The 20,390-nt window shown below is 35.9% G+C and carries 19 protein-coding genes; 18 read left to right on the plus strand and 1 reads right to left on the minus strand.

Annotation, left to right across the window (positions count from 1 at the left end):
• Window positions 1–16 precede the first annotated feature (16 nt).
• The 17 genes from EM308_RS15965 (at window position 17) to EM308_RS16045 (ending at window position 17,230) form a co-directional block, all read left to right on the plus strand.
• Window positions 17–583 (plus strand): YceI family protein, encoded by a 567-nt coding sequence (locus EM308_RS15965; RefSeq protein WP_035633229.1) that lies wholly within the window; start codon window positions 17–19, stop codon window positions 581–583.
• Window positions 584–924: 341 nt separating this feature from the next.
• The gene (locus EM308_RS15970; RefSeq protein WP_035633322.1) at window positions 925–2,196 is read left to right on the plus strand and encodes a hypothetical protein; all 1,272 of its coding nucleotides are present in this window, start codon (window positions 925–927) and stop codon (window positions 2,194–2,196) included.
• 413 nt (window positions 2,197–2,609) lie between these two features.
• Window positions 2,610–3,176, plus strand: coding sequence for a YceI family protein (locus EM308_RS15975; protein WP_035633231.1), 567 nt, complete (start codon window positions 2,610–2,612; stop codon window positions 3,174–3,176).
• 281 nt (window positions 3,177–3,457) lie between these two features.
• Complete coding sequence (locus EM308_RS15980; protein WP_035633234.1) at window positions 3,458–4,858, plus strand: anthranilate synthase component I family protein; 1,401 nt, start codon at window positions 3,458–3,460, stop codon at window positions 4,856–4,858.
• A gap of 77 nt (window positions 4,859–4,935) precedes the next feature.
• Window positions 4,936–5,502, plus strand: a complete 567-nt coding sequence (locus EM308_RS15985) for an anthranilate synthase component II (protein ID WP_035633237.1) — start codon at window positions 4,936–4,938, stop codon at window positions 5,500–5,502.
• A gap of 90 nt (window positions 5,503–5,592) precedes the next feature.
• Window positions 5,593–6,435: a c-type cytochrome gene (locus tag EM308_RS15990; protein WP_035633240.1), complete on the plus strand. Its 843-nt coding sequence runs from the start codon at window positions 5,593–5,595 to the stop codon at window positions 6,433–6,435.
• 52 nt (window positions 6,436–6,487) lie between these two features.
• Window positions 6,488–7,480, plus strand: a complete 993-nt coding sequence (trpD, locus tag EM308_RS15995) for an anthranilate phosphoribosyltransferase (RefSeq protein ID WP_035633242.1) — start codon at window positions 6,488–6,490, stop codon at window positions 7,478–7,480.
• 85 nt (window positions 7,481–7,565) lie between these two features.
• Complete coding sequence (gene trpC / locus EM308_RS16000) at window positions 7,566–8,345, plus strand: indole-3-glycerol phosphate synthase TrpC (protein ID WP_035633245.1); 780 nt, start codon at window positions 7,566–7,568, stop codon at window positions 8,343–8,345.
• A 46-nt stretch (window positions 8,346–8,391) separates the two neighbouring features.
• Complete coding sequence (locus EM308_RS16005) at window positions 8,392–9,084, plus strand: phosphoribosylanthranilate isomerase (RefSeq protein WP_449403924.1); 693 nt, start codon at window positions 8,392–8,394, stop codon at window positions 9,082–9,084.
• A gap of 52 nt (window positions 9,085–9,136) precedes the next feature.
• Window positions 9,137–10,318, plus strand: coding sequence for a tryptophan synthase subunit beta (gene trpB, locus EM308_RS16010; RefSeq protein ID WP_035633248.1), 1,182 nt, complete (start codon window positions 9,137–9,139; stop codon window positions 10,316–10,318).
• A 151-nt stretch (window positions 10,319–10,469) separates the two neighbouring features.
• On the plus strand, window positions 10,470–10,790 hold the full coding sequence (locus EM308_RS16015; RefSeq protein WP_035633251.1) for a gamma-glutamylcyclotransferase family protein: 321 nt from the start codon (window positions 10,470–10,472) through the stop codon (window positions 10,788–10,790).
• Between the two features lie 64 nt (window positions 10,791–10,854).
• A complete protein-coding gene (gene trpA / locus EM308_RS16020; RefSeq protein ID WP_035633254.1) occupies window positions 10,855–11,616 on the plus strand; it encodes a tryptophan synthase subunit alpha in 762 nt (253 codons plus the stop codon).
• 117 nt (window positions 11,617–11,733) lie between these two features.
• Entirely contained in the window at window positions 11,734–12,210 is a 477-nt protein-coding gene (locus EM308_RS16025) for a GyrI-like domain-containing protein (protein WP_035633257.1), read from the plus strand.
• 314 nt (window positions 12,211–12,524) lie between these two features.
• Window positions 12,525–13,151, plus strand: coding sequence for a TetR/AcrR family transcriptional regulator (locus tag EM308_RS16030; protein WP_035633259.1), 627 nt, complete (start codon window positions 12,525–12,527; stop codon window positions 13,149–13,151).
• Complete coding sequence (locus EM308_RS16035; protein WP_035633261.1) at window positions 13,141–14,460, plus strand: TolC family protein; 1,320 nt, start codon at window positions 13,141–13,143, stop codon at window positions 14,458–14,460. The genes EM308_RS16030 and EM308_RS16035 overlap by 11 nt, the downstream gene beginning before the upstream one ends.
• Window positions 14,461–14,472: 12 nt before the next feature.
• Complete coding sequence (locus EM308_RS16040; protein ID WP_035633263.1) at window positions 14,473–15,552, plus strand: HlyD family secretion protein; 1,080 nt, start codon at window positions 14,473–14,475, stop codon at window positions 15,550–15,552.
• 94 nt (window positions 15,553–15,646) lie between these two features.
• On the plus strand, window positions 15,647–17,230 hold the full coding sequence (locus tag EM308_RS16045) for an MDR family MFS transporter (protein WP_035633265.1): 1,584 nt from the start codon (window positions 15,647–15,649) through the stop codon (window positions 17,228–17,230).
• Between the two features lie 555 nt (window positions 17,231–17,785).
• Here the strand turns inward: EM308_RS16045 and yaaA are convergent.
• Window positions 17,786–18,544, minus strand: coding sequence for a peroxide stress protein YaaA (yaaA, locus tag EM308_RS16050; RefSeq protein WP_035633268.1), 759 nt, complete (start codon window positions 18,542–18,544; stop codon window positions 17,786–17,788).
• A 404-nt stretch (window positions 18,545–18,948) separates the two neighbouring features.
• Between yaaA and EM308_RS16055 the strand changes: the two genes are divergently transcribed.
• Window positions 18,949–20,364: an amidohydrolase family protein gene (locus EM308_RS16055; protein WP_035635294.1), complete on the plus strand. Its 1,416-nt coding sequence runs from the start codon at window positions 18,949–18,951 to the stop codon at window positions 20,362–20,364.
• The last annotated feature ends 26 nt before the right edge of the window (window positions 20,365–20,390 follow it).

Here is a 20,390-nt window from a genome sequence, read left to right on the forward strand (position 1 = left end):
ATTAAACACTTTACAAATGAAAAATTTAAAAACAATTGCCTTAGCATTCGCAGTAGCTTTAACTACATTAACAGTATCAGCTCAAACTAAAAAAGTAGATGTTTCAAAAAGTACCATCAACTGGGTTGGAAAAAAAGTAACAGGTCAACATTCTGGAACTGTAGCTTTAAAAAGCGGTTCTTTGGTTTTCAAAAAAAATAAATTAACTGGAGGTTCTTTCATAGTTGATATGCCAACTCTTACTTCTACAGATTTAACTGGAGAATACCTAGGTAAATTAAACGGTCACTTGAAAGCTGATGATTTCTTTGGAACTGACAAATATCCAACGTCTACTTTAGTTTTCAAAACTATCGCGCCAAAAGGAAATAACGTATATACTGTAACTGCCGATTTGACTATCAAAGCAAAAACAAATCCTGTTACTTTTGATATCACTGTAAACGGAGATACTGCAACTACAGCATTCAAAGTAGACAGAACAAAATATGATATCAAATATGGTTCAAAAAGTTTCTTCGAAGGATTGGGAGACAAAACTATCTATGATGATTTTGACTTAGCAGTAAACTTGAAATTTTAATTTTAGAATAATTAATGGAAATGACCCTCAACAGTTTTGTTGGGGGTTATTTTTTTTCCATTTCTCCTGCCAATATCTCAATTTGATAAAGTTGAATTTTCTTCATAAGATTTTTCAAAATATACCTCTCGAAAAGTCGCAAAGACGCCAAGAAATAGGTTCCAAACTTAGCGACTTTGCGGGAAAATACAAAGCTTAACTTAATGAGATTAACCAATACCTCTTAACCTAAAAATTACAAATAAATAATACTGAGAAAATACGCTTAAAATATTGTGATGGTACTTTTGAAAAAAATTAGAACCAAAATTTACTTCAAAAAACCTACAATAATAAGCCCCATGAAAAAACTATTCGCAACTATTATTCTTTTTTCGATTGTTCCAATAAATGCCCAACAAATCAAAGGAATAACTGGTGATACAAACTGGTTTAGCGGTTGGACCAATTTCAAACCTGCCACTACAGAATATAATGAACCCTCCCAAATATTAGCTGGTACAATCAAAACCGACTTAAAACTTACAAGAAATAATACTTACCTTTTATCGGGAACGGTTTATGTAACCAATAATGCTGTTGTGATCATAGAACCCGGAACAGTCATAAGAGGAGACAAAGAATCCTGTGGAACTCTTGTCATTACCAAAGGTTCTAAGATTATAGCCGAAGGTACAGTTGGCAACCCTATTGTTTTTACTTCTGCCAAAAACATTTCTGAAAGAAGACCTGGGGATTGGGGAGGCATCATAATTCTAGGTGATGCCCCAATAAATAAAATTGGCGGCGTAGGATTTCTGGATTTTAACCTTAATCCTGAAGTAAGTTATTATGGAGGTCAGGATCCTAACAGCAATTCCGGTATTCTAAAGTATGTTCGTATCGAATATTCTGGTCATAAAATAAATGCTCTAAAGGAATTAAATGGTTTATCGATGGCGGGTGTTGGAAAAGGTACTAAAATTGATTTTGTTCAGATAAGTTTCTCCAATGATGATTCGTTTGAATGCTATGGTGGCGATGTCAATTTTAGTAATCTGATTTCATTTCGGGCTACCGATGATGATTTCGATTTCACGCAAGGAGTTCAATGCACAATATCCAACAGTATTGCAATCCGTAACCCTTATTCTTCTGATTTTTCGGGTTCGAGGTGTTTTGAAATCGATTCGTATGATAAAGTTGAAAACGTGGACGTAAGCAAAAAACTAACAAAAATTACTGCCAACAACATTACATTAATCAATACCGAAGACAATAATCAGGGATTGGTTCGAGAAGCGGTTTATGTCAAAGAAAAAAGTTATTTCAACATCAACAATAGTGTTGTTGACGGATTCAGCAGTTGTGTTTTGCTCGAAAACAAAATCGGCAGCCTCCCAGCCAATCTCGCTAAAATCAACATTCAAAACTTGCAAATCAACCGATGCACCGGAATCGTCCTAAGCGAAAATGCGACTGTAAATCAGGAATTATCAAACTGGTACAACAGTGATACTTTCTCATTGGAGACAACAAAATTCAACGCCATAGAATTGTTCCTCCAACCCGATATCAAAAAAGTTCCGGATTTTAGATCGAGAAATAACAGCCAATTGGCCAGTTCAAAATAAATCACATTAAGCCTGATATAAGTTGTCAGGCTTTTTTGTTGACTTTTGTTTTGAAACCTTTCAATTTATAGCTCGTTGAGTGAAATTGCTTAAAAATTTAAAAAAAATACTGTTTTGTCATTTCGAGGCACGAGAAATCGCATTTTATGAATTTATTATGTGATTTCTCGCGCCCCGAAATGACAAACTGATGGATGAGTCTTAACTATATAAGTCACGAATTTTAGCAGCGAAATTTAATTACACTCAACGGATTTTTCAAAAAAACAAATCAAAAACTGTAGGAATACAAAATTTTGAACTAACTTTATAAAGCATTTATAATCTGGATTTTATAAACATTTTCGGCTTCCGTTTATAAAATAAAATCAGCCGATGCTTTTAACTGTTTTATTAACTTAATCGCTAGAGATATGAGAAGCTTAAAATCTTTTTGCCTTGTTTTATTGGTTCTTTTTTCCTTTACTAAAGGAATTTCACAAACCTACAAAATTGATGTTTCCAAAAGCATCATCAAATGGGAAGGAAAAAAAATAACAGGCCAGCACGAAGGAACAATTAACTTCAAGGAAGGCTTTCTTATTTTCAAAAACAAAAAAGTAACGGGTGGTAGTTTTATTGCCGATATGAAAACCTTATCAAATAATGACCAAACAGGAAGTTCCAAAGCAAAATTGGAAGGCCATTTAAAATCCGAAGATTTTTTTAGTGTCGATAATTTTACAACTTCTACTTTGGTTTTTAAAAGCATTGCAAGCAAAGGTCCTAATACCTACCTCATCAACGCCGATTTGACAATTAAGGGAATTACAAACAACGTTCAGTTTGATTTGGTTGTAAATGGAAACAAAGCCACAGCCAGTTTGCAAATCGACCGTACCAAATATGATATTAAATACGGTTCCGGAAGTTATTTCGATGATTTAGGCGACAAAACAATTTATGATGATTTTGAGTTAAACGTGGTTTTAGCTTACTAAAAACAACGATTTAACAAAAAAATAAAAAATTTAGCTTTTTTTTTAATTCATATTTTTTGTCGGAATGAATATCATTTATATATTTGCGAACAAGAAAAACAAACATGAACACAATAACAAACAATACTTGGTGGTGGAACAATTTACGTCAAACGTCGTGAAATAAGCTCCTATAGTATTATTTGAACTATAAATATAAAAGGCTTGTCATCACGACAGGCCTTTTTTTATTTCGAAAAACAAACAAAAAATAAAGACAAAAAATAAAAGCAACATAACGCATGACAACTTATAAACTACAGACCAATTACAAACAAATACTCGCGGATACCATTACACCAGTGAGCGTTTATTTTAAAATCCGAGACAAATTTGCAAATAGTCTGCTATTAGAAAGTAGCGATTATCACGCCAATGACAACAGCTTTTCGTATATCTGCTGCAATCCGATTGCTTCAATTAAAATAGAAAATGAAATTATTTCTAAAAACTATCCGGACGGAACATTGGAAACAATTGCAATTGATGCAAACACCAATATTCCAGAAATTATTCAAACCTTTTCCGGACAGTTCAAATCTGATAAAACCGATTTCAAATTCATCAATAACGGATTATTTGGTTACATTTCGTATGATGCCGTTCGTTATTTCGAAAAAGTAAACATTTCCAAAAAAGAAAATAGCAATACCATTCCAGATGTGTATTATGCGGTTTACCAAAACATAATCGCTATCAACCATTTCAAAAACGAAGCTTATATTTTCAGCCACAGTGTAGATGGAAAAAATAATATCTCAGAAATTGAACAACTATTGCAGTCCAGAAACATTGCTTCTTATAAATTTTCAAAAGAGGGAGAAGGTTTCTCCAATCTTACCGATGAAGAATTTAAACATAATGTGGCTTTAGCCAAAAAACATTGCTTCCGTGGTGATGTGTTCCAATTGGTTTTATCCAGAAGGTTTACCCAAGGTTTCAAAGGCGATGAATTCAATGTTTACAGAGCCTTAAGAAGCATTAACCCATCTCCTTACCTGTTCTTTTTTGATTATGGTGATTTCAAAATATTTGGTTCTTCACCCGAAGCCCAGATTATCGTCAAAAACCGAAAAGCCGAAATCCACCCGATTGCCGGAACTTTCAGAAGAACCGGTGATGATGAAAAAGATGCTGTTTTGGCTAAAAAATTATCCGAAGATAAAAAAGAAAACAGTGAACACGTAATGTTGGTCGATTTGGCCCGAAACGATTTAAGTCGTCACGGTCATGGCGTTCAGGTTGAGAAATACAGGGAAGTTCAATTCTTTTCTCACGTAATCCATTTAGTTTCCAAAGTAACAGGACATTTGCACGAAAAAGCCACTACCATGCAAGTTGTTGCTGATACTTTTCCAGCAGGAACATTGAGCGGAGCTCCAAAACACCGAGCCATGCAATTAATCGAAGATTACGAAAAAACAAACCGTAATTTTTATGGCGGCGCTATCGGTTTTATGGATTTTGAAGGTAATTTTAATCACGCGATTATGATTCGAACATTCCTGAGCAAAAACCACCAATTGCATTGTCAAGCCGGAGCCGGTATCGTAGCCAGTTCTGACGAAGAAAGCGAAATGCAGGAAGTTTACAATAAATTACTAGCGCTCAATAAAGCATTGGATTTAGCAGAGACAATTTAAAAAAGTAATCAGTCTTCAGTTTTTAGTATTCAGTCAAAAACCTGAAACATTAAACTTTAAACAAAAAATTAAACAAAATGAAAAAAATACTAGTCATAGACAATTACGATAGTTTCACTTACAACTTGGTGCACTATCTCGAAGATTTAAACTGTGAAGTTACTGTTTACAGAAACGATGAATTTGATATTGACGAAATCTCGGGTTTCGACAAAATATTGCTTTCGCCAGGCCCCGGAATTCCTGATGAAGCCGGATTATTGAAAGCTGTCATTGCAAAGTACGCTCCTACCAAAAGTATTCTTGGTGTTTGCTTGGGGCAACAAGCAATTGGTGAGGTTTTTGGGGGAACACTTTCCAACTTAGACAAAGTTTATCACGGCGTGGCCACAACGGTAAAAAAATCGGTAAATGATGAACTTTTGTTTGAAGGTTTGGAAAACGAATTCGAAGTGGGACGTTACCATTCATGGGTTGTAAATGCCGATTTACCAGATGATCTGGAAGCAACGTCTTTCGACGAAAACGGTCAAGTAATGTCTTTGCGTCATAAAACATACGATGTACGCGGTGTGCAATTTCATCCAGAAAGCGTGTTGACACCAAACGGAAAAAAAATATTAGAAAATTGGTTGAAATCGTAAAACCAATCATGTCGACATTACATTGCGGTAGAGGCGTTGCACTGCAACGTCTCTACAACGACAAAAACAAATAATATTCAAAAAAAATAAATGAAAACAGTTAAAATCCATTTTATCCTTGTTTGTCTTTCTGTTTTTGTTCTCTTTTCATGTAATGAAAAAAAGGAACAAAAAATAGAACAGACAGTAAATGTCGAGCCAGAAATGGTTTTGGATTTGGTGGATTTACAAACCAAAAACAAACTGGGAAAAGATACGGTTGTTACGGTAATTAACGACCCTGTTTATCATAAAACAAAGAAATATCGTGCTGTAAGTGCATTACTTTTGGTAAAAAATGAAATTGATTTAAGCAAAATAGACATCAAAAACACCAAAATAATATTTGAATGTATTGATGGCTACAAACCTGAAATGCCATTGGAATTATTTTTAAAAGCAAAACCATTTTTAGCTTTCAAAGATGTTGATGCACCAAAAGGAACGAATTGGGAAAAGATCGTCAAAAACGGAAATGAGATGGATGCCAATCCTTTTTACTTGGTTTACACATCAATTTCTACAGATAATCAGGAATACAAATGGCCTTATAATTTGATAAAAATCCATTTGGAACCTTTGAACAAATCAATAAAAGAGTTGTTTCCATCAAACAATAAAAAGGTAGAAGTAGGTTATAATTTATTTCAAAAACAATGTATCACTTGTCACGCCATCAACGGAATTGGAGGCACAATGGGACCCGAATTGAATTATCCCAAAAGTGTAACCGAATATTGGAAAGAAAAAGAATTGGTCGATTATATTGTTGATCCGGCTTCTTTCAGAAATAAAGTTAAAATGCCAACACTCGGAATTACAAAACAAGAATCACAAGAAATAGTTGATTACTTGAAATACATGTCAGAGCATAGAAAAGTGAATAGTAATTAGTTTAAAAAAACTTAGCAACTCTGCAACTTAGAATCTTAGCAACTTAAAAAAAATGAAAAACATATTAAACAGATTAATCAATCACGAAATTCTTTCTAAAGAAGAAGCCAAAAACGTATTGGTGAATATCTCCAACGGGAACTACAATCCAAGCCAAATCGCGGCATTTTTGACCGTTTATATGATGCGCAGCATTAGTATTGATGAATTAGCCGGTTTTCGTGAAGCTTTGCTCGAATTGTGCGTTCGCATCGATTTATCGGCTTATAATACTGTCGATTTGGTGGGCACGGGAGGTGACGGAAAAGACACTTTCAACATCTCGACTTTGGCCTCTTTTGTTACCGCAGGAGCCGGAATAAAAGTGACCAAACATGGTAATTACGGAGTTTCATCAATTTCCGGTTCAAGTAACGTCATGGAAAATTTGGGAGTAAGATTCAGTAACGACAAAGACTTTTTGGAAAAATGTGTGGATCAGGCCGGAATTTGTATTTTGCACGCTCCACTCTTTCACCCCGCTATGAAAAACGTTGGCCCAATCCGAAAAGAATTAGCGGTGAGAACCTTTTTTAATATTCTTGGACCAATGATAAACCCCTCTTTTCCAAAGAACCAATTATTGGGTGTTTTCAATCTCGAATTGGCCAGAATGTATGGGTATTTATATCAAAACACAAACACCAATTACACCATTTTACATTCGCTTGACGGCTATGACGAAGTTTCTTTGACAGGAGCCACAAAAATAATTACACAAAGCAAGGAAGAAATGCTAAATCCAAGTGATTTCGGCGTTCGCCAATTATTGCAAAGCGAAATCGAAGGCGGAAAAACCATCGAAGAATCGGCAGAAATGTTCATGAATATCATTTCCGGGAAAGGCACCGAAGCTCAAAACAATGTTGTTTGTGCCAATGCTGGTCTGGCAATCGCCACGGTTAATGGATGTACACCATTAGAAGGATTTGAGAAGGCCAAAGAAAGTCTGCTCTCCGGAAAAGCGATTTTGGCATTAAATAAATTGAAAGAATTAAGTAGATAAAATAGTTTAAAGTTTAAGGTCTAAAGTTGTTGGAATAATGAGCAACTTTAAACCTTAAACAAAGAAAACTTTAAACAAAATATAAATGAACATATTAGACAAAATCATAGTTGACAAAAAAAGGGAAGTTGTTCTCAAAAAATCAATCATTCCGGTTTCGCAATTGGAAGCGTCTGTTTTTTTTGGAAAAAAAATTATTTCTTTAAGTCAAAACCTAAAAAGCAGCAACTCAGGAATCATTGCCGAACACAAGCGACGTTCCCCTTCCAAAGCCGAAATCAATTATGGTTTCACCGTTGAAGAAGTCGTAAAAGGATACGAAAGTGCTGGTGCCTGTGGAATTTCGGTTTTGACAGATGGAAAATATTTTGGCGGTTCTCTGGACGACTTGCTTTTGGCAAGAGCCTCAGTAAATATTCCGCTATTGCGAAAAGAATTCATTGTTGATGAATACCAAATCCTAGAAGCCAAAGCTCACGGAGCCGATTTGATTTTGCTCATCGCTGCCGTTTTGACTCGCGAAGAAATCAAATCTTTGTCGGAGTTTGCCAAAAATTTAGGATTGGAAGTATTATTAGAAGTGCACAACCAAGAAGAACTAGAAAAATCAATTATGCCAACTTTGGATATGATTGGCGTAAACAACAGAAACCTCAAAACATTTGAAGTAAGTCTGGATTTCAGCAAAGAATTGGCAAACAAAATTCCGAATGATTTTGTAAAAGTTTCTGAAAGCGGCATTTCGTCCATCGAAGCCATAAATGAATTAAAACCTTACGGCTACAAAGGATTTTTGATTGGAGAAAACTTTATGAAAACCGATAATGCCGGAAAAGCGGCAACGGAATTTATTAGTAAGCTGTAATCCCCCTAACCCCAAAAGGGGGAATTATTAACTTTGAGAAAATAAGATGAAAAACACCGATAAAGACAACGCAACAACTCCCTTCCCTTCGGGGAGGGCTGGGGTGGGGATTAAAATCTGTGGTATGAAATATCCCGACAATATACTCGAAGTAGGTTCGCTCCTACCCGATTATATGGGATTTATATTTTGGCCAAAATCGGCCCGTTATTTTAACGGTGAGATTCCCAATTTGCCAAAATCAATCAAAAAAACAGGGGTTTTTGTCAACGAAAATACCACGGTAATTGAAGAAAAAGTAAAAAAACACAATTTGCAGGCCGTTCAGCTACATGGTCAGGAATCGGTTGCATTTTGTTCGGAATTAAAAACTAAATTTGGTACTTCAATCGAAATTATCAAAGTGTTTTCAGCAGACGAAAATTTTGATTTCAGCATTTTGGAACCATACGAATCCGTTTGCAATTATTTCCTTTTTGATACCAAAGGAAAATTGCCCGGCGGAAACGGAACGACTTTTGACTGGAAAATATTAGTCAACTACCCTTCTACAAAACCATTTTTCCTTAGCGGTGGAATTGGAATTGAAGAATTGGATTCGATAAATGAAATTTTAAAAACAAATTTACCCATTTATGCCATCGATATAAATAGTAAATTTGAAATTGAACCGGGATTAAAAAACACAGCATTATGTACAGACGCGATTTATCGCGTCTCACGTAATCAAAATAAATAATTAAAAAGAGACGCGATAAATCGCGTCTGTACTGATAAAAAATAAAAATACAATGAATTACAACGTAGACGAAAAAGGATATTACGGAGAATTTGGAGGTGCTTACATTCCCGAAATGCTATATCCAAATGTGGAAGAATTACGCCAGCAATATTTAAAAATTACGGCCGAACCAGAATTTAAAGAAGAGTTCAATCAACTGCTTAAAGATTACGTAGGTCGTCCAAGCCCTTTGTATTTTGCCAAAAGATTATCCGAAAAATACAACACAAAAGTCTATCTCAAAAGAGAAGATTTGAATCATACCGGCGCACACAAAATAAACAATACCATTGGTCAGATTTTGGTAGCCAAAAAACTAGGAAAAAAACGAATCATTGCTGAGACAGGAGCGGGACAACACGGCGTAGCGACTGCCACCGTTTGTGCGCTTATGGGACTCGAATGCATTGTTTATATGGGAGAAATCGACATCAAACGCCAAGCGCCAAATGTTGCCCGAATGAAAATGCTCGGTGCCGAAGTTCGTGCCGCACTTTCTGGTTCAAAAACTCTGAAAGATGCCACAAACGAAGCCATCCGGGATTGGATTAACAACCCGGTTGACACGCATTATATCATTGGTTCGGCCATCGGACCACACCCTTATCCAGATATGGTAACCCGTTTTCAAAGTATTATTTCCGAAGAAATAAAATGGCAGTTGCAAGAAAAAGAAGGACGCGAAAATCCTGATTATGTTGTGGCCTGCATCGGTGGTGGAAGCAATGCCGCAGGAACTTTTTACCATTTCCTTGACGAAGAAAAAGTAGGAATCATAGCCGTTGAAGCTGCCGGAAAAGGCGTAAATAGCGGTCACAGTGCTGCTACAAGCAAACTCGGAAAAGTTGGTGTTATTCACGGTTGCAAAACACTTTTGATGCAAACTCCTGACGGACAAATTACAGAACCTTATTCCATTTCGGCGGGATTGGATTACCCGGGAGTTGGCCCAATGCACGCACACTTGGCACAAACAGGTCGCGCCGAGTTTTTCTCAGTGACTGATGACGATGCCATGGATTCCGGACTGGAATTATGCAAACTCGAAGGAATTATTCCTGCCATCGAATCCTCGCATGCATTGGCAGTGCTGAAAGAAAAAGAATTCAAACCAACCGATGTCGTAGTTATCTGCCTTTCGGGTCGTGGCGACAAAGATTTGAATACATATATTGATCATTTTAAATTATAATTTGGGCGTTCCCCAAGGGTCGGGCTGTACGTTCCCGCTTTTTTTAATCCCTTGAAAAAAGGGATTAAAAAAGAGCTCCACTGCCATCCCTAACGCAAATACCAGTTTTGATCAAATTTTTAGGTTAACTATCAATTAAAAAACAAAGTCTATGCAAAAATTATTCGCTTACGGAAGCTTGCAGCACGAGGATGTTCAGCAAGACCTTTTTGGACGTATTCTTCAAGGAACACCGGAAACATTAATTGGTTATGAGTTAAATGAAATCCGAATTGAAGAGGAATTCGGGATAGTGCATTATCCTATCATCATGGAAACCAGTGATGCCAACGACACCATCAACGGAATTTTATATGAAATTAGCATGAAAGAACTCCACCAAGCCGATTTATACGAAGGATTGCATTACAAACGTGTTGAAGTACACTTGCAATCCAACCAAAAAGCATGGGCGTATAGTGCTGCGATTTAAAAATTATTAAAAGGGATTCAAACAATTATTAGATTTTATAAAATCCCAAGAAAAAAACACTAAAATGAACCGAATAAATCAAAAATTACAAGAAGAACAAAAAATACTTTCCATCTACTTTTCGGCTGGATACCCGACCCTGAACGACACTGTGCAAATCATTCAGGATTTGGAAAAAAGTGGCATAGATATGATAGAAATCGGATTGCCATTCAGCGATCCTTTGGCTGATGGCCCAACCATTCAGGCTAGTTCAACCACAGCTCTGGAAAACGGAATGACATCAGAAATTTTGTTTGACCAATTGGCAGCCATTCGCAAAAGCGTAAGTATTCCCTTGGTGATTATGGGCTATTTCAACCCAATGTTGCAATACGGTGTAGAAGCATTTTGTAAAAAATGTGCCGAAATTGGAATCGATGGATTAATCATCCCAGATCTTCCGGTTGATGTATTTGCAGAACAATACAAAGCTACTTTTGAAAAATATGGATTAATTAATATTTTCCTGATTACACCACAAACTTCAGACGAGCGTATTCGTTTTATCGATAGTGTTTCAGATGGATTTATTTACATGGTGAGTTCTGCGAGTGTTACCGGTTCGCAATCTGGTTTTGGAAACACACAGGAAGCTTATTTCAAACGCATTGGCGAAATGAATTTGAAAAACCCACAAATCGTTGGTTTCGGAATCAGTAATACCGAAACATTCAATCAAGCCACGCAATATGCCAAAGGAGCCATTATCGGCAGTGCTTTCATCACGCATTTGAAAGAAAACGGAAGTAGTAAAATTGAAGAATTTGTGAAGGGAATTCGATAAACAATTGCCTTTTACAAATTATTAAACCGCAAATTCGCAAATTAAAACAGGCATTCGGTGCTTAATAATTTGCGAATTTGCGGTTATTTTTTTCAGCTTTTCCACTACTTTTGAAAAATGGAACCTAGAATCGAAATATTATCGGAAAAGAAATTAATTGGCAAACGACTTCAAATGTCGCTTACTAACAACAAAACACACGAGTTATGGCGAAGTTTTATGCCAAAACGTTCAGAAATTCTAAATCCGGTTAGTACAGACCTTTTTTCTGTTCAGATTTATGAACCAAGTTATTTTGAGGCTTTTAATCCCAATGCTACTTTCGAAAAATGGGCTACACTCGAAGTTTCTGACTTCAATAACATTCCTTCCAAAATGGAATCCTTTACTTTACCAGGCGGACTTTACGCTGTTTTTGAACTTAAAGGTCACGACACTGTAATTTTTGACTACATCTTCAGAACTTGGATTCCTAATTCCGAGTATGTTTTAGACAAAAGACCTCATTTTGAAATATTGGGGGAAAAATATAAACTAAACGACCCTGATTCAGAGGAGGAAATTTGGATTCCCATCAAAGAAAGAAAATCCTAATTAATTTTAACCATATAAGGCATTTAAGAACATTTAAGCCAAAACCTTTTTGAATTATAAAAGGTTTTGGCTTTGTTCTTCCTATATTAAACTCAGATCACGCAACGGAACACAGATGACACAAATGACACAGATTAAACGAATATCAAATAGATAAAGAACACTCATACAACATCTTATAACACAGTTAATCAAATATTTAACAACATTCAAACCCAAATCGTCGGTGTTAAAAAAAAGTTAAAACAAAATTAAACAATCGTTTAATTTAAACAGTTGTTTAATTTTGTTCCAGAATTATAAAAAACTACGTTTTGAAAACCGATTTTAACGAAAAACAAATTCAGATTTTACAAGTAGCCGAAACGCTATTTGCCGAAAAAGGATTTGACGGCACTTCGATCCGGGACATAGCCAAAGAGGCCAATATCAACATCGCGATGGTTTCCTATTATTTTGGATCCAAAGAACAATTATTAGAATCCATCATACTAAATCGTGTCGCTGCTATAAAAATACAGTTGGATATTTTAACTTTGGAAGACTTAGATCCTCTGCAAAAGATGCATAAGCTCATTGAAATGTATATTGACAAAATCAATAGTAACAGATGCATTTACAAGATTATCCACTTTGAATTTTCCTCAAGTCAAAGAGTAATCAACCTACAGGCTTTTACCGATTTAAAGAAAGAAAACCTAAAATCACTGGAATCAATCATCCAAGATGGACAAGAAAAAGGTGTTTTCAGGAAAGACGTTGTCGTGCCGCTCCTTACAACAACCATTCTTGGAACTTATTTTCATTTTCATTTGAATAGGTTTTTTTATCAAAATCTATTGAACCTCAACACCGAAGAAGAATACAATACCTATATAAAAACAACTTTAACAATGCACATTCAACAAACCATTAAAGCCCTCTTGACATATGAAAGTTAGTTATTTAGCACTCTTTGGAGGGTTCTTCATAGGAATTTCATCCATCAATGCCCAAGACAAAACCAGTTTAAAACTGGAAGATGCGATACAATTGGCTTGGACAAAAAGTAATGAAATCTCATTGGCAAGCACCAAAGTAGAAACGAAAAAACAAGAATTACAATCGGCAAAAAATACCCAATATCCCGATTTAAAACTTACCGGACAATTTCTTCAATTAACAGAGCCAACCCTACACTTAGATTTTGATGCGGGATCAGGATCATTTCCTGTACCCGACAAAATAGCCATTGGTCAGGCTAGTTTGAGTCTTCCTCTATTTGCAGGAATGAAAATTCAAAACAGCATCAAACTTCAGGATAATTTATTCCAGGCCGAAAATGCAATGGCATCCAAAACCAAAGAAGATGTGGCTATGAGAGTCATAAACTTCTATGGAAATTTGTATAAAGCGCAAAGAACCATCGAATTATTGAAGGAAAATCAAAAAAGCGCAGAACAACGCGTTACTGATTTTATCGCTTTGGAAAAAAACGGAATTATTCCGCGTAATGACTTATTGAAAGCACAGCTTCAGGTTTCCAAAATTCAGTTGTCACTTGATGAAGCGTTGAATAACGAAAAAATAATCAATTACTATTTGGTTACTTTATTAAAATTACCATCAGAAACAAAACTGGCAGTTGCGGAAAGTGATTTGATTAATTTTTCTAAATCTGAAGTTCCAACAGATGAGCAACCTGCACTTCAAAATCGTAAAGACCTTGAAGCTATTCAATTTCAGGAAAAGGCAACTCAAAACAACATCAAAATCGCCAAAGGAGATTACTATCCAACCGTTGGTTTGACCGGAGGGTATGCCGCTTTGAACGTAAACAATGTTATGAGACTGGAAAATGCGATGTTCATTGGATTAGGAGTTTCCTATGATGTCAGCGGAATTCTAAAAAATGGCACTCAGGTAAAAATCGCTGAAAGCAAAGCGCTTGAGGTAAAAAACACTGAAGAGCTATTGAAAGATAACATTAGAATTCAGGTACAACAAGCGATTACCAATTATGATTTGGCTATTAAGCAAAATATTGTTCACAAACAAGCAGTAGAACAGGCTACCGAAAATTACCGAATCGTAAAAGATAAATACGACAACGGACTTTCGGATACCAATGATTTACTGGAAGCAGACGTCGAACAACTGAAATCAAAAATAAGCGAAACCATTGCCAAAGTGGATGTCATTCAAAAATATTACGAATTACTTTCGGCAACTGGACAATTATCACAAACCTTCAACCTTTCAAAAATATAACCATACCTTACCATGGAAAAGAAAAAAACAAATACCAAATTCATCATAATCCTCGCTGTATTAATTCTAGTTGGAGGAACTTACGGAATTATAAAATACATTCATTCTCAAGGACACGAAGAAACGGATGATGCTCAAATTGAGAAAAACATGAATCCGATAATCCCAAGAGTCTCGGGATATATCAGCAAAGTTTATGTAAAGGACAATGATTATGTAAAAAAAGGAGACACCTTATTTACTATTGATAAAAGAGACTATCAATTGAAAATCGAAGAAGCAAACGCTGCTGTTATTGCTACTGAAGGCGGTTACGAAGTTGCCAAAGAAGATATTGGAAGCGCTTTGGCTAGCATCGCCGTTTCGGATGCCAATGTACAATCGGCTGGCGGTAATATCGAAACTGCCAAAATCAGATTGGGAAGAGCTACAAGTGATTATGTTCGTTACGAAAACTTATATAAAAACCACTCTATCACAAAACAACAATACGAGCAAGCATTGGCTACCAAACAAGAAGCCGAAAATCAAGTACGTATTTTGCAACAACAACAAAAAGCGAGTTCTTTTCAAAAATCTGTAATTGAAGCGAAATCAAGAGTTACCAATAAACAAACAGAAGTTGCTGCTGCTAATATCAAAAAAGCAAGAGCATTATTGGAAGTAGCCCAATTAAACCTGACTTACACTGTGGTGACTGCCGCTATTGACGGACAGGTTTCAAAAATTGACATTCAGCCAGGACAATTGGTACAACAAGGGCAATCTCTATTTTTCATTATCAATAATAACGAAGCTTGGGTTGTTGCTAATTTTAAAGAAACACAATTGAACAAAATGGTTATTGGCCAAAAAGTTACTGTAAAAGTAGATGCTTATCCTGATTATGATTTTGAAGGAACGCTTACTTCTTTTTCACCTGCAACAGGATCTCGTTTTTCATTGCTTCCACCAGATAACGCAACCGGAAACTTTGTAAAAACCATTCAGAGATTACCGGTAAAAATAAGCTTGAATGCTTCAAACGATCCACAAAAAATAAAATTGTTGCGACCAGGTATGAACGCTGATGTAGATGTTCATTTGAAATAATAAATTATTTAAACATATAAGTCATTTAAGTTTTTACTTAAAATAAAATTCAAAAAGAACCCTATATGACTTATATGTTAAAAAAATAAACAAAATGGTACAAAACCAAGAAGACGATTTAGTAGAATACGGCATTAACAGGGTCATCATTACGATAACCTGTATAATGTGTGCATTGCTCGAAATTGTAGATACTACGATTGTAAACGTAGCCCTAAATAACATGAAAGGTAGTCTTGGTGCTACCCTAACCGATGTTGCTTGGGTAATTACCGCTTATGCTATTGCCAATGTGATTGTAATCCCAATGACAAGTTGGCTATCGCAACAATTTGGACGTCGTAATTACTTTGCAACCTCCATTGTTGTTTTTACCGTGGCTTCCTTTCTATGTGGTAACGCTACCAATATTTGGGAACTTGTTGCATTCCGATTCATACAAGGTTTGGGCGGAGGAGCTTTATTGGTGACGGCGCAAACCATCATTACAGAAAGTTATCCAGTTGCCAAAAGAGGAATGGCGCAAGCTATTTACGGAATGGGAGTTATTGTTGGGCCAACACTCGGACCACCATTAGGAGGTTATATAGTTGACAACTTTTCATGGCCTTTCATTTTTTACATCAATATTCCTATCGGAATTATTGCCACTTTACTAACCATTGGTTACGTAAAAAGTCCAAAATACGGACACAAACTAAAAGCAAACCAAGTCGATTGGTGGGGAATTATTTTATTGGCAACCTTCATAGGTTCCCTTCAATTTGTCTTGGAACACGGACAACAGGACGATTGGTTCAATGATAATATGATTGTAAGCCTAAGTGTGATTTCATTCTTCGGGTTAATCCTCTTTATATGGCGAGAACTTGTATATAAACACCCAATCGTAAATTTAAAAGTATTAAAGGACTCCAACCTTAGAATTGGAACCGTTATGTCATTCATTATGGGATTCGGGTTATTTGGATCGACCTTTATCATTCCTATATACACCCAATCTGTATTGGGATGGACAGCAACCGATGCCGGATTGTTACTTATTCCGAGTTCCATAACAACAGGAATCATGATGCCATTTATCGGAAAAATGATTCAGCGAGGCGTTCCCCAAACCTATATGGCCGCAGGAGGATTCCTAGTGTTTTTCCTGTTTACCTGGTTTATGCATGGACTCATGACGCCAGACACCGGAGTTGAACACTTTTTCTGGCCATTAATCCTTAGAGGTGTTGGTCTCGGACTGTTATTTGTACCTATTACCACGTTGTCACTTTCCACTCTGAAAGGAAAACACATTGGAGAAGGAGCGGCTTTTACCGGAATGATGAGACAATTGGGAGGTTCATTTGGTATTGCGATTATCACCACATATATCTCAAGACTCAATCAAGAACACCGTGTAAATTTGATTCAATATCTTGACCAAAGTTCATTCAAAGTACAACAAATGGTGCACCAATTACAAATGGGTTTTATGTCAAAAGGATATGCCGCCAACGAAGCCTTGTCCAAAGCTTATAAAGTAATGGAAATGAAAGTAATGCTACAAAGCACCGTTCTGTCTTATATGGATATTTTCATGTATCTCGGAATCCTATTCCTATTCTGTATTCCTTTTATCCTAATGATCAAAAAAGGAAAAAACAAAATAGATCCAGCAGACGCAATGCACTAAATTGCCAATTTTTAGAAGTTAATTTTTAATTTAAAAACTCCGGAGTTCACTTATTTATTGGTGAAATTCGGAGTTTTTTTTATTAGGAGCAGAAAGATTAGGCATTTTCAGGATAGATGGGTCCCGCTATCCGTTGCAATCTTGTATGCCGAACCCCGGCACACAAGGATTTCCACTTCTATCGGGGCTAAAGAGAAAGATTTGGCTTTTTTAAATTATCCAAAAATAAGCATACTCCCTTCTACCTAAGCTAGAGCCCCCCGCTAGCCTACCTTCTGGACACAACTAAAAATAGAACACAGATGACACAGATTTAACGGATTTAAACAGATGAAATTTGATAATCTATTTGCAACAATAAGAATTATTTATTTTTTACTTCTCTATTTTTGGTATCATGCAAAAAAATCAGTGACAATCTGTCTAATCTGTGTCATCTGTGTTCCATTTTTAAGTGAAATATATTTGTGTCCAGACGGTAGACCGATAGCGCGGATTTGCAATCCGTGCCCACAAAGTTCATCGACAAATTTCTGTTTTCTGCTACCTAAAAGCTTACCGCGTAAAAACCAAATTATTCCCTTTCGACAAATTAGCGTCAAACTGATAACCTTCGTAGTCAAAGCCTTTTAAATCATCAATCGTTTCGGCATTAGTGTCAATAATATAACGTACCATCAATCCCCTCGCCTTTTTGGCAAAAAAACTAATCATTTTCAGTTTACCGTCTTTGTAATCTTTAAATTCCGGAGTAATCACTGGAACCTTCAAAGCCTTGGTATCCACAGCCGAGAAATATTCATTGCTTGCGAGATTGATAAACAACTCCCCTTTTTTTAATTCTTTGTTCAAAGAATTAGTAATGGTCTTTTTCCAAAAATCATATAAATTTTTGCTTTCGCCAATGGGCAATTTTGTTCCCATTTCTAGTCGGTAGGGCTGAATCAAATCCAACGGTTTCAAATATCCATAAAGTCCAGACAAAATTCTTAATCTGCTTTGCAGCAACTCCAATTTTTCCATAGAAATCGAGTAAGCATCCAGTCCGGTATAGACATCACCATCAAAAGCATAAACAGCTGGACGTGCATTTTCGGGAGTGAAAGGCGTTTTCCAATCCTGGTTGCGTTTCCAGTTCAAATCGGCAAGTTTATCCGAAATCGACATCAATTCCGATAAGTTTTTTGGAGATTGCTGTTTCAAAACTTTATGAACCACTCTAGATTCTTTAAGAAAAGAAGAAGCTGTATATTGAGTCGTCGGTAATTCCTGTTCGAAGTTTAGCGATTTGGCTGGAGAGAGTACAATTTTCATTTTTATGTGTTCATTTTAAACGATTCCAAAAATACAAATTGAAATTTAGAATTCAGAAACATTGAATTGAATTGTTTAATATAAGCATAGATTTTTTCTAATGATTCGTTATTAGAAATCCCTAATGACCCCAGGCAAACATATGAGTTTTAAATTGACCACAAATTCACAAATTTATTTTTTATAAACTTGAATTTTAAAATTTTTAATAAACTAATTTACTTCATCGGTTCGCTTCGCTCGTATGAGTTAATTCCGCTAAAAGTGGCTAATTTATAATAGAAATTTTTATTGAAATTTGCGAATTTGCGGTAAAAATAACTCATACGTTCGCCCTACTAAAACCCTCAGTCCATTTGTCTATTTCCCTACTTTTCACTACATTTGAACGAAATTTATACTCTATGAAGATATTTTTCACCTTTCTTCTTTCTATCTTGTTTCAAGTGGGATTTTCACAATCAGCAGAAACCTATTTTGAAAAAATCAGAAACAATGAAGCCGAACTTACGGCTTTCTTTTCCCAAATGCCCAAAGGCGGAGATTTACACCATCATTATTCCGGTTCAATTTATGCAGAACCATTATTAGCCTACGCCATTGCCAAAGATTTTTACCTGAATACCAAAACCATGACCGTTAGCCAGAAAAAACAACCAGGAGCAGAATGGGTATTATTTTCAACCTTCCAAAAAAATGGAGAATTAGACATTTACAAACAAAAAATAATGCACCAATGGTCTGTCAAAGACTACAACAATGTGGATTACCCTTCGGATAAATTATTTTTTGATTCCTTCATGAAATTTGAACCTGCGACAAAAGGCAATTTTGAAGCCGGTTTATTGGAACTAAAAATCAGAGCCATCAAAGAAAACGTAAGCTACATTGAAACCCAATTATCAACCATTCCTTGTGACATACAAACAGATGATTTAACGGCATCCAACTCCTATTTAAGAAAATTGGCGGCAAGCAAAAACGAAAAAGCCGTAATGCATTCTTTGGATTCCTTGTATGCCATTTTCATCCAAAAAGACGCCAAAAAATATGCTACCGATTTCAACACCAACTTTGTTGCCAAAATGCACGCAGCACTCAAAATAGACGACAGCCAATTTACGATGCGCTATCAAAATTTTGTTTTGCGCTTCATGGAACCTGTGGATATATTCAAAAATTTGATGGTTGCCTTTATCTCCGCAGACAGCAGTCCGCTGATAGCGGGAGTAAACATCGTTTCTCCCGAAGATGGCGAAACTTCAATGAAAGATTATTGGCTACACATGGTCATGTTCAAATACTGCCACAGTCGTTTTCCAAAAGTAAAATACACCATTCATGCCGGCGAGCTCACACTTGGATTGGTTCCGCCAGAAGAGTTGAGTTGGCATATTAATGCGGCTGTTTATATCGCTGGTGCAAACAGAATTGGTCACGGAGTCGATATGGCTTATGAAGAAAAAAGCTATGATTTAATGCGCTATATGGCAAAGAACAACATTCCAATCGAGATAAATTTGGTCAGTAACGAATTCATTTTGAAAGTAAAAGAAAACCGTCACCCTATTTTATTATACACTAAATTCGGTGTTCCAATTGTCATAAGCACTGATGATGCGGGAATTTTACGAACTAATATGACCGAACAATATGTTTTATTGGCCAAAAGATATTCTACCATTTCCTATGCCGATATTAAACAATTTGTGTACAACAGCATCAACTATAGTTTTATTCAGGACACTAAAGTAAAAAAACAATTAGTTCAGGATTTAGACAAACGATTTAAAATTTTTGAAGCTAATTTTGCGAATTAGTTTATAATGCAAAAAAACATACAACC

Source organism: Flavobacterium gilvum, assembly GCF_001761465.1.
In the GTDB taxonomy this organism is placed as follows: domain Bacteria; phylum Bacteroidota; class Bacteroidia; order Flavobacteriales; family Flavobacteriaceae; genus Flavobacterium; species Flavobacterium gilvum.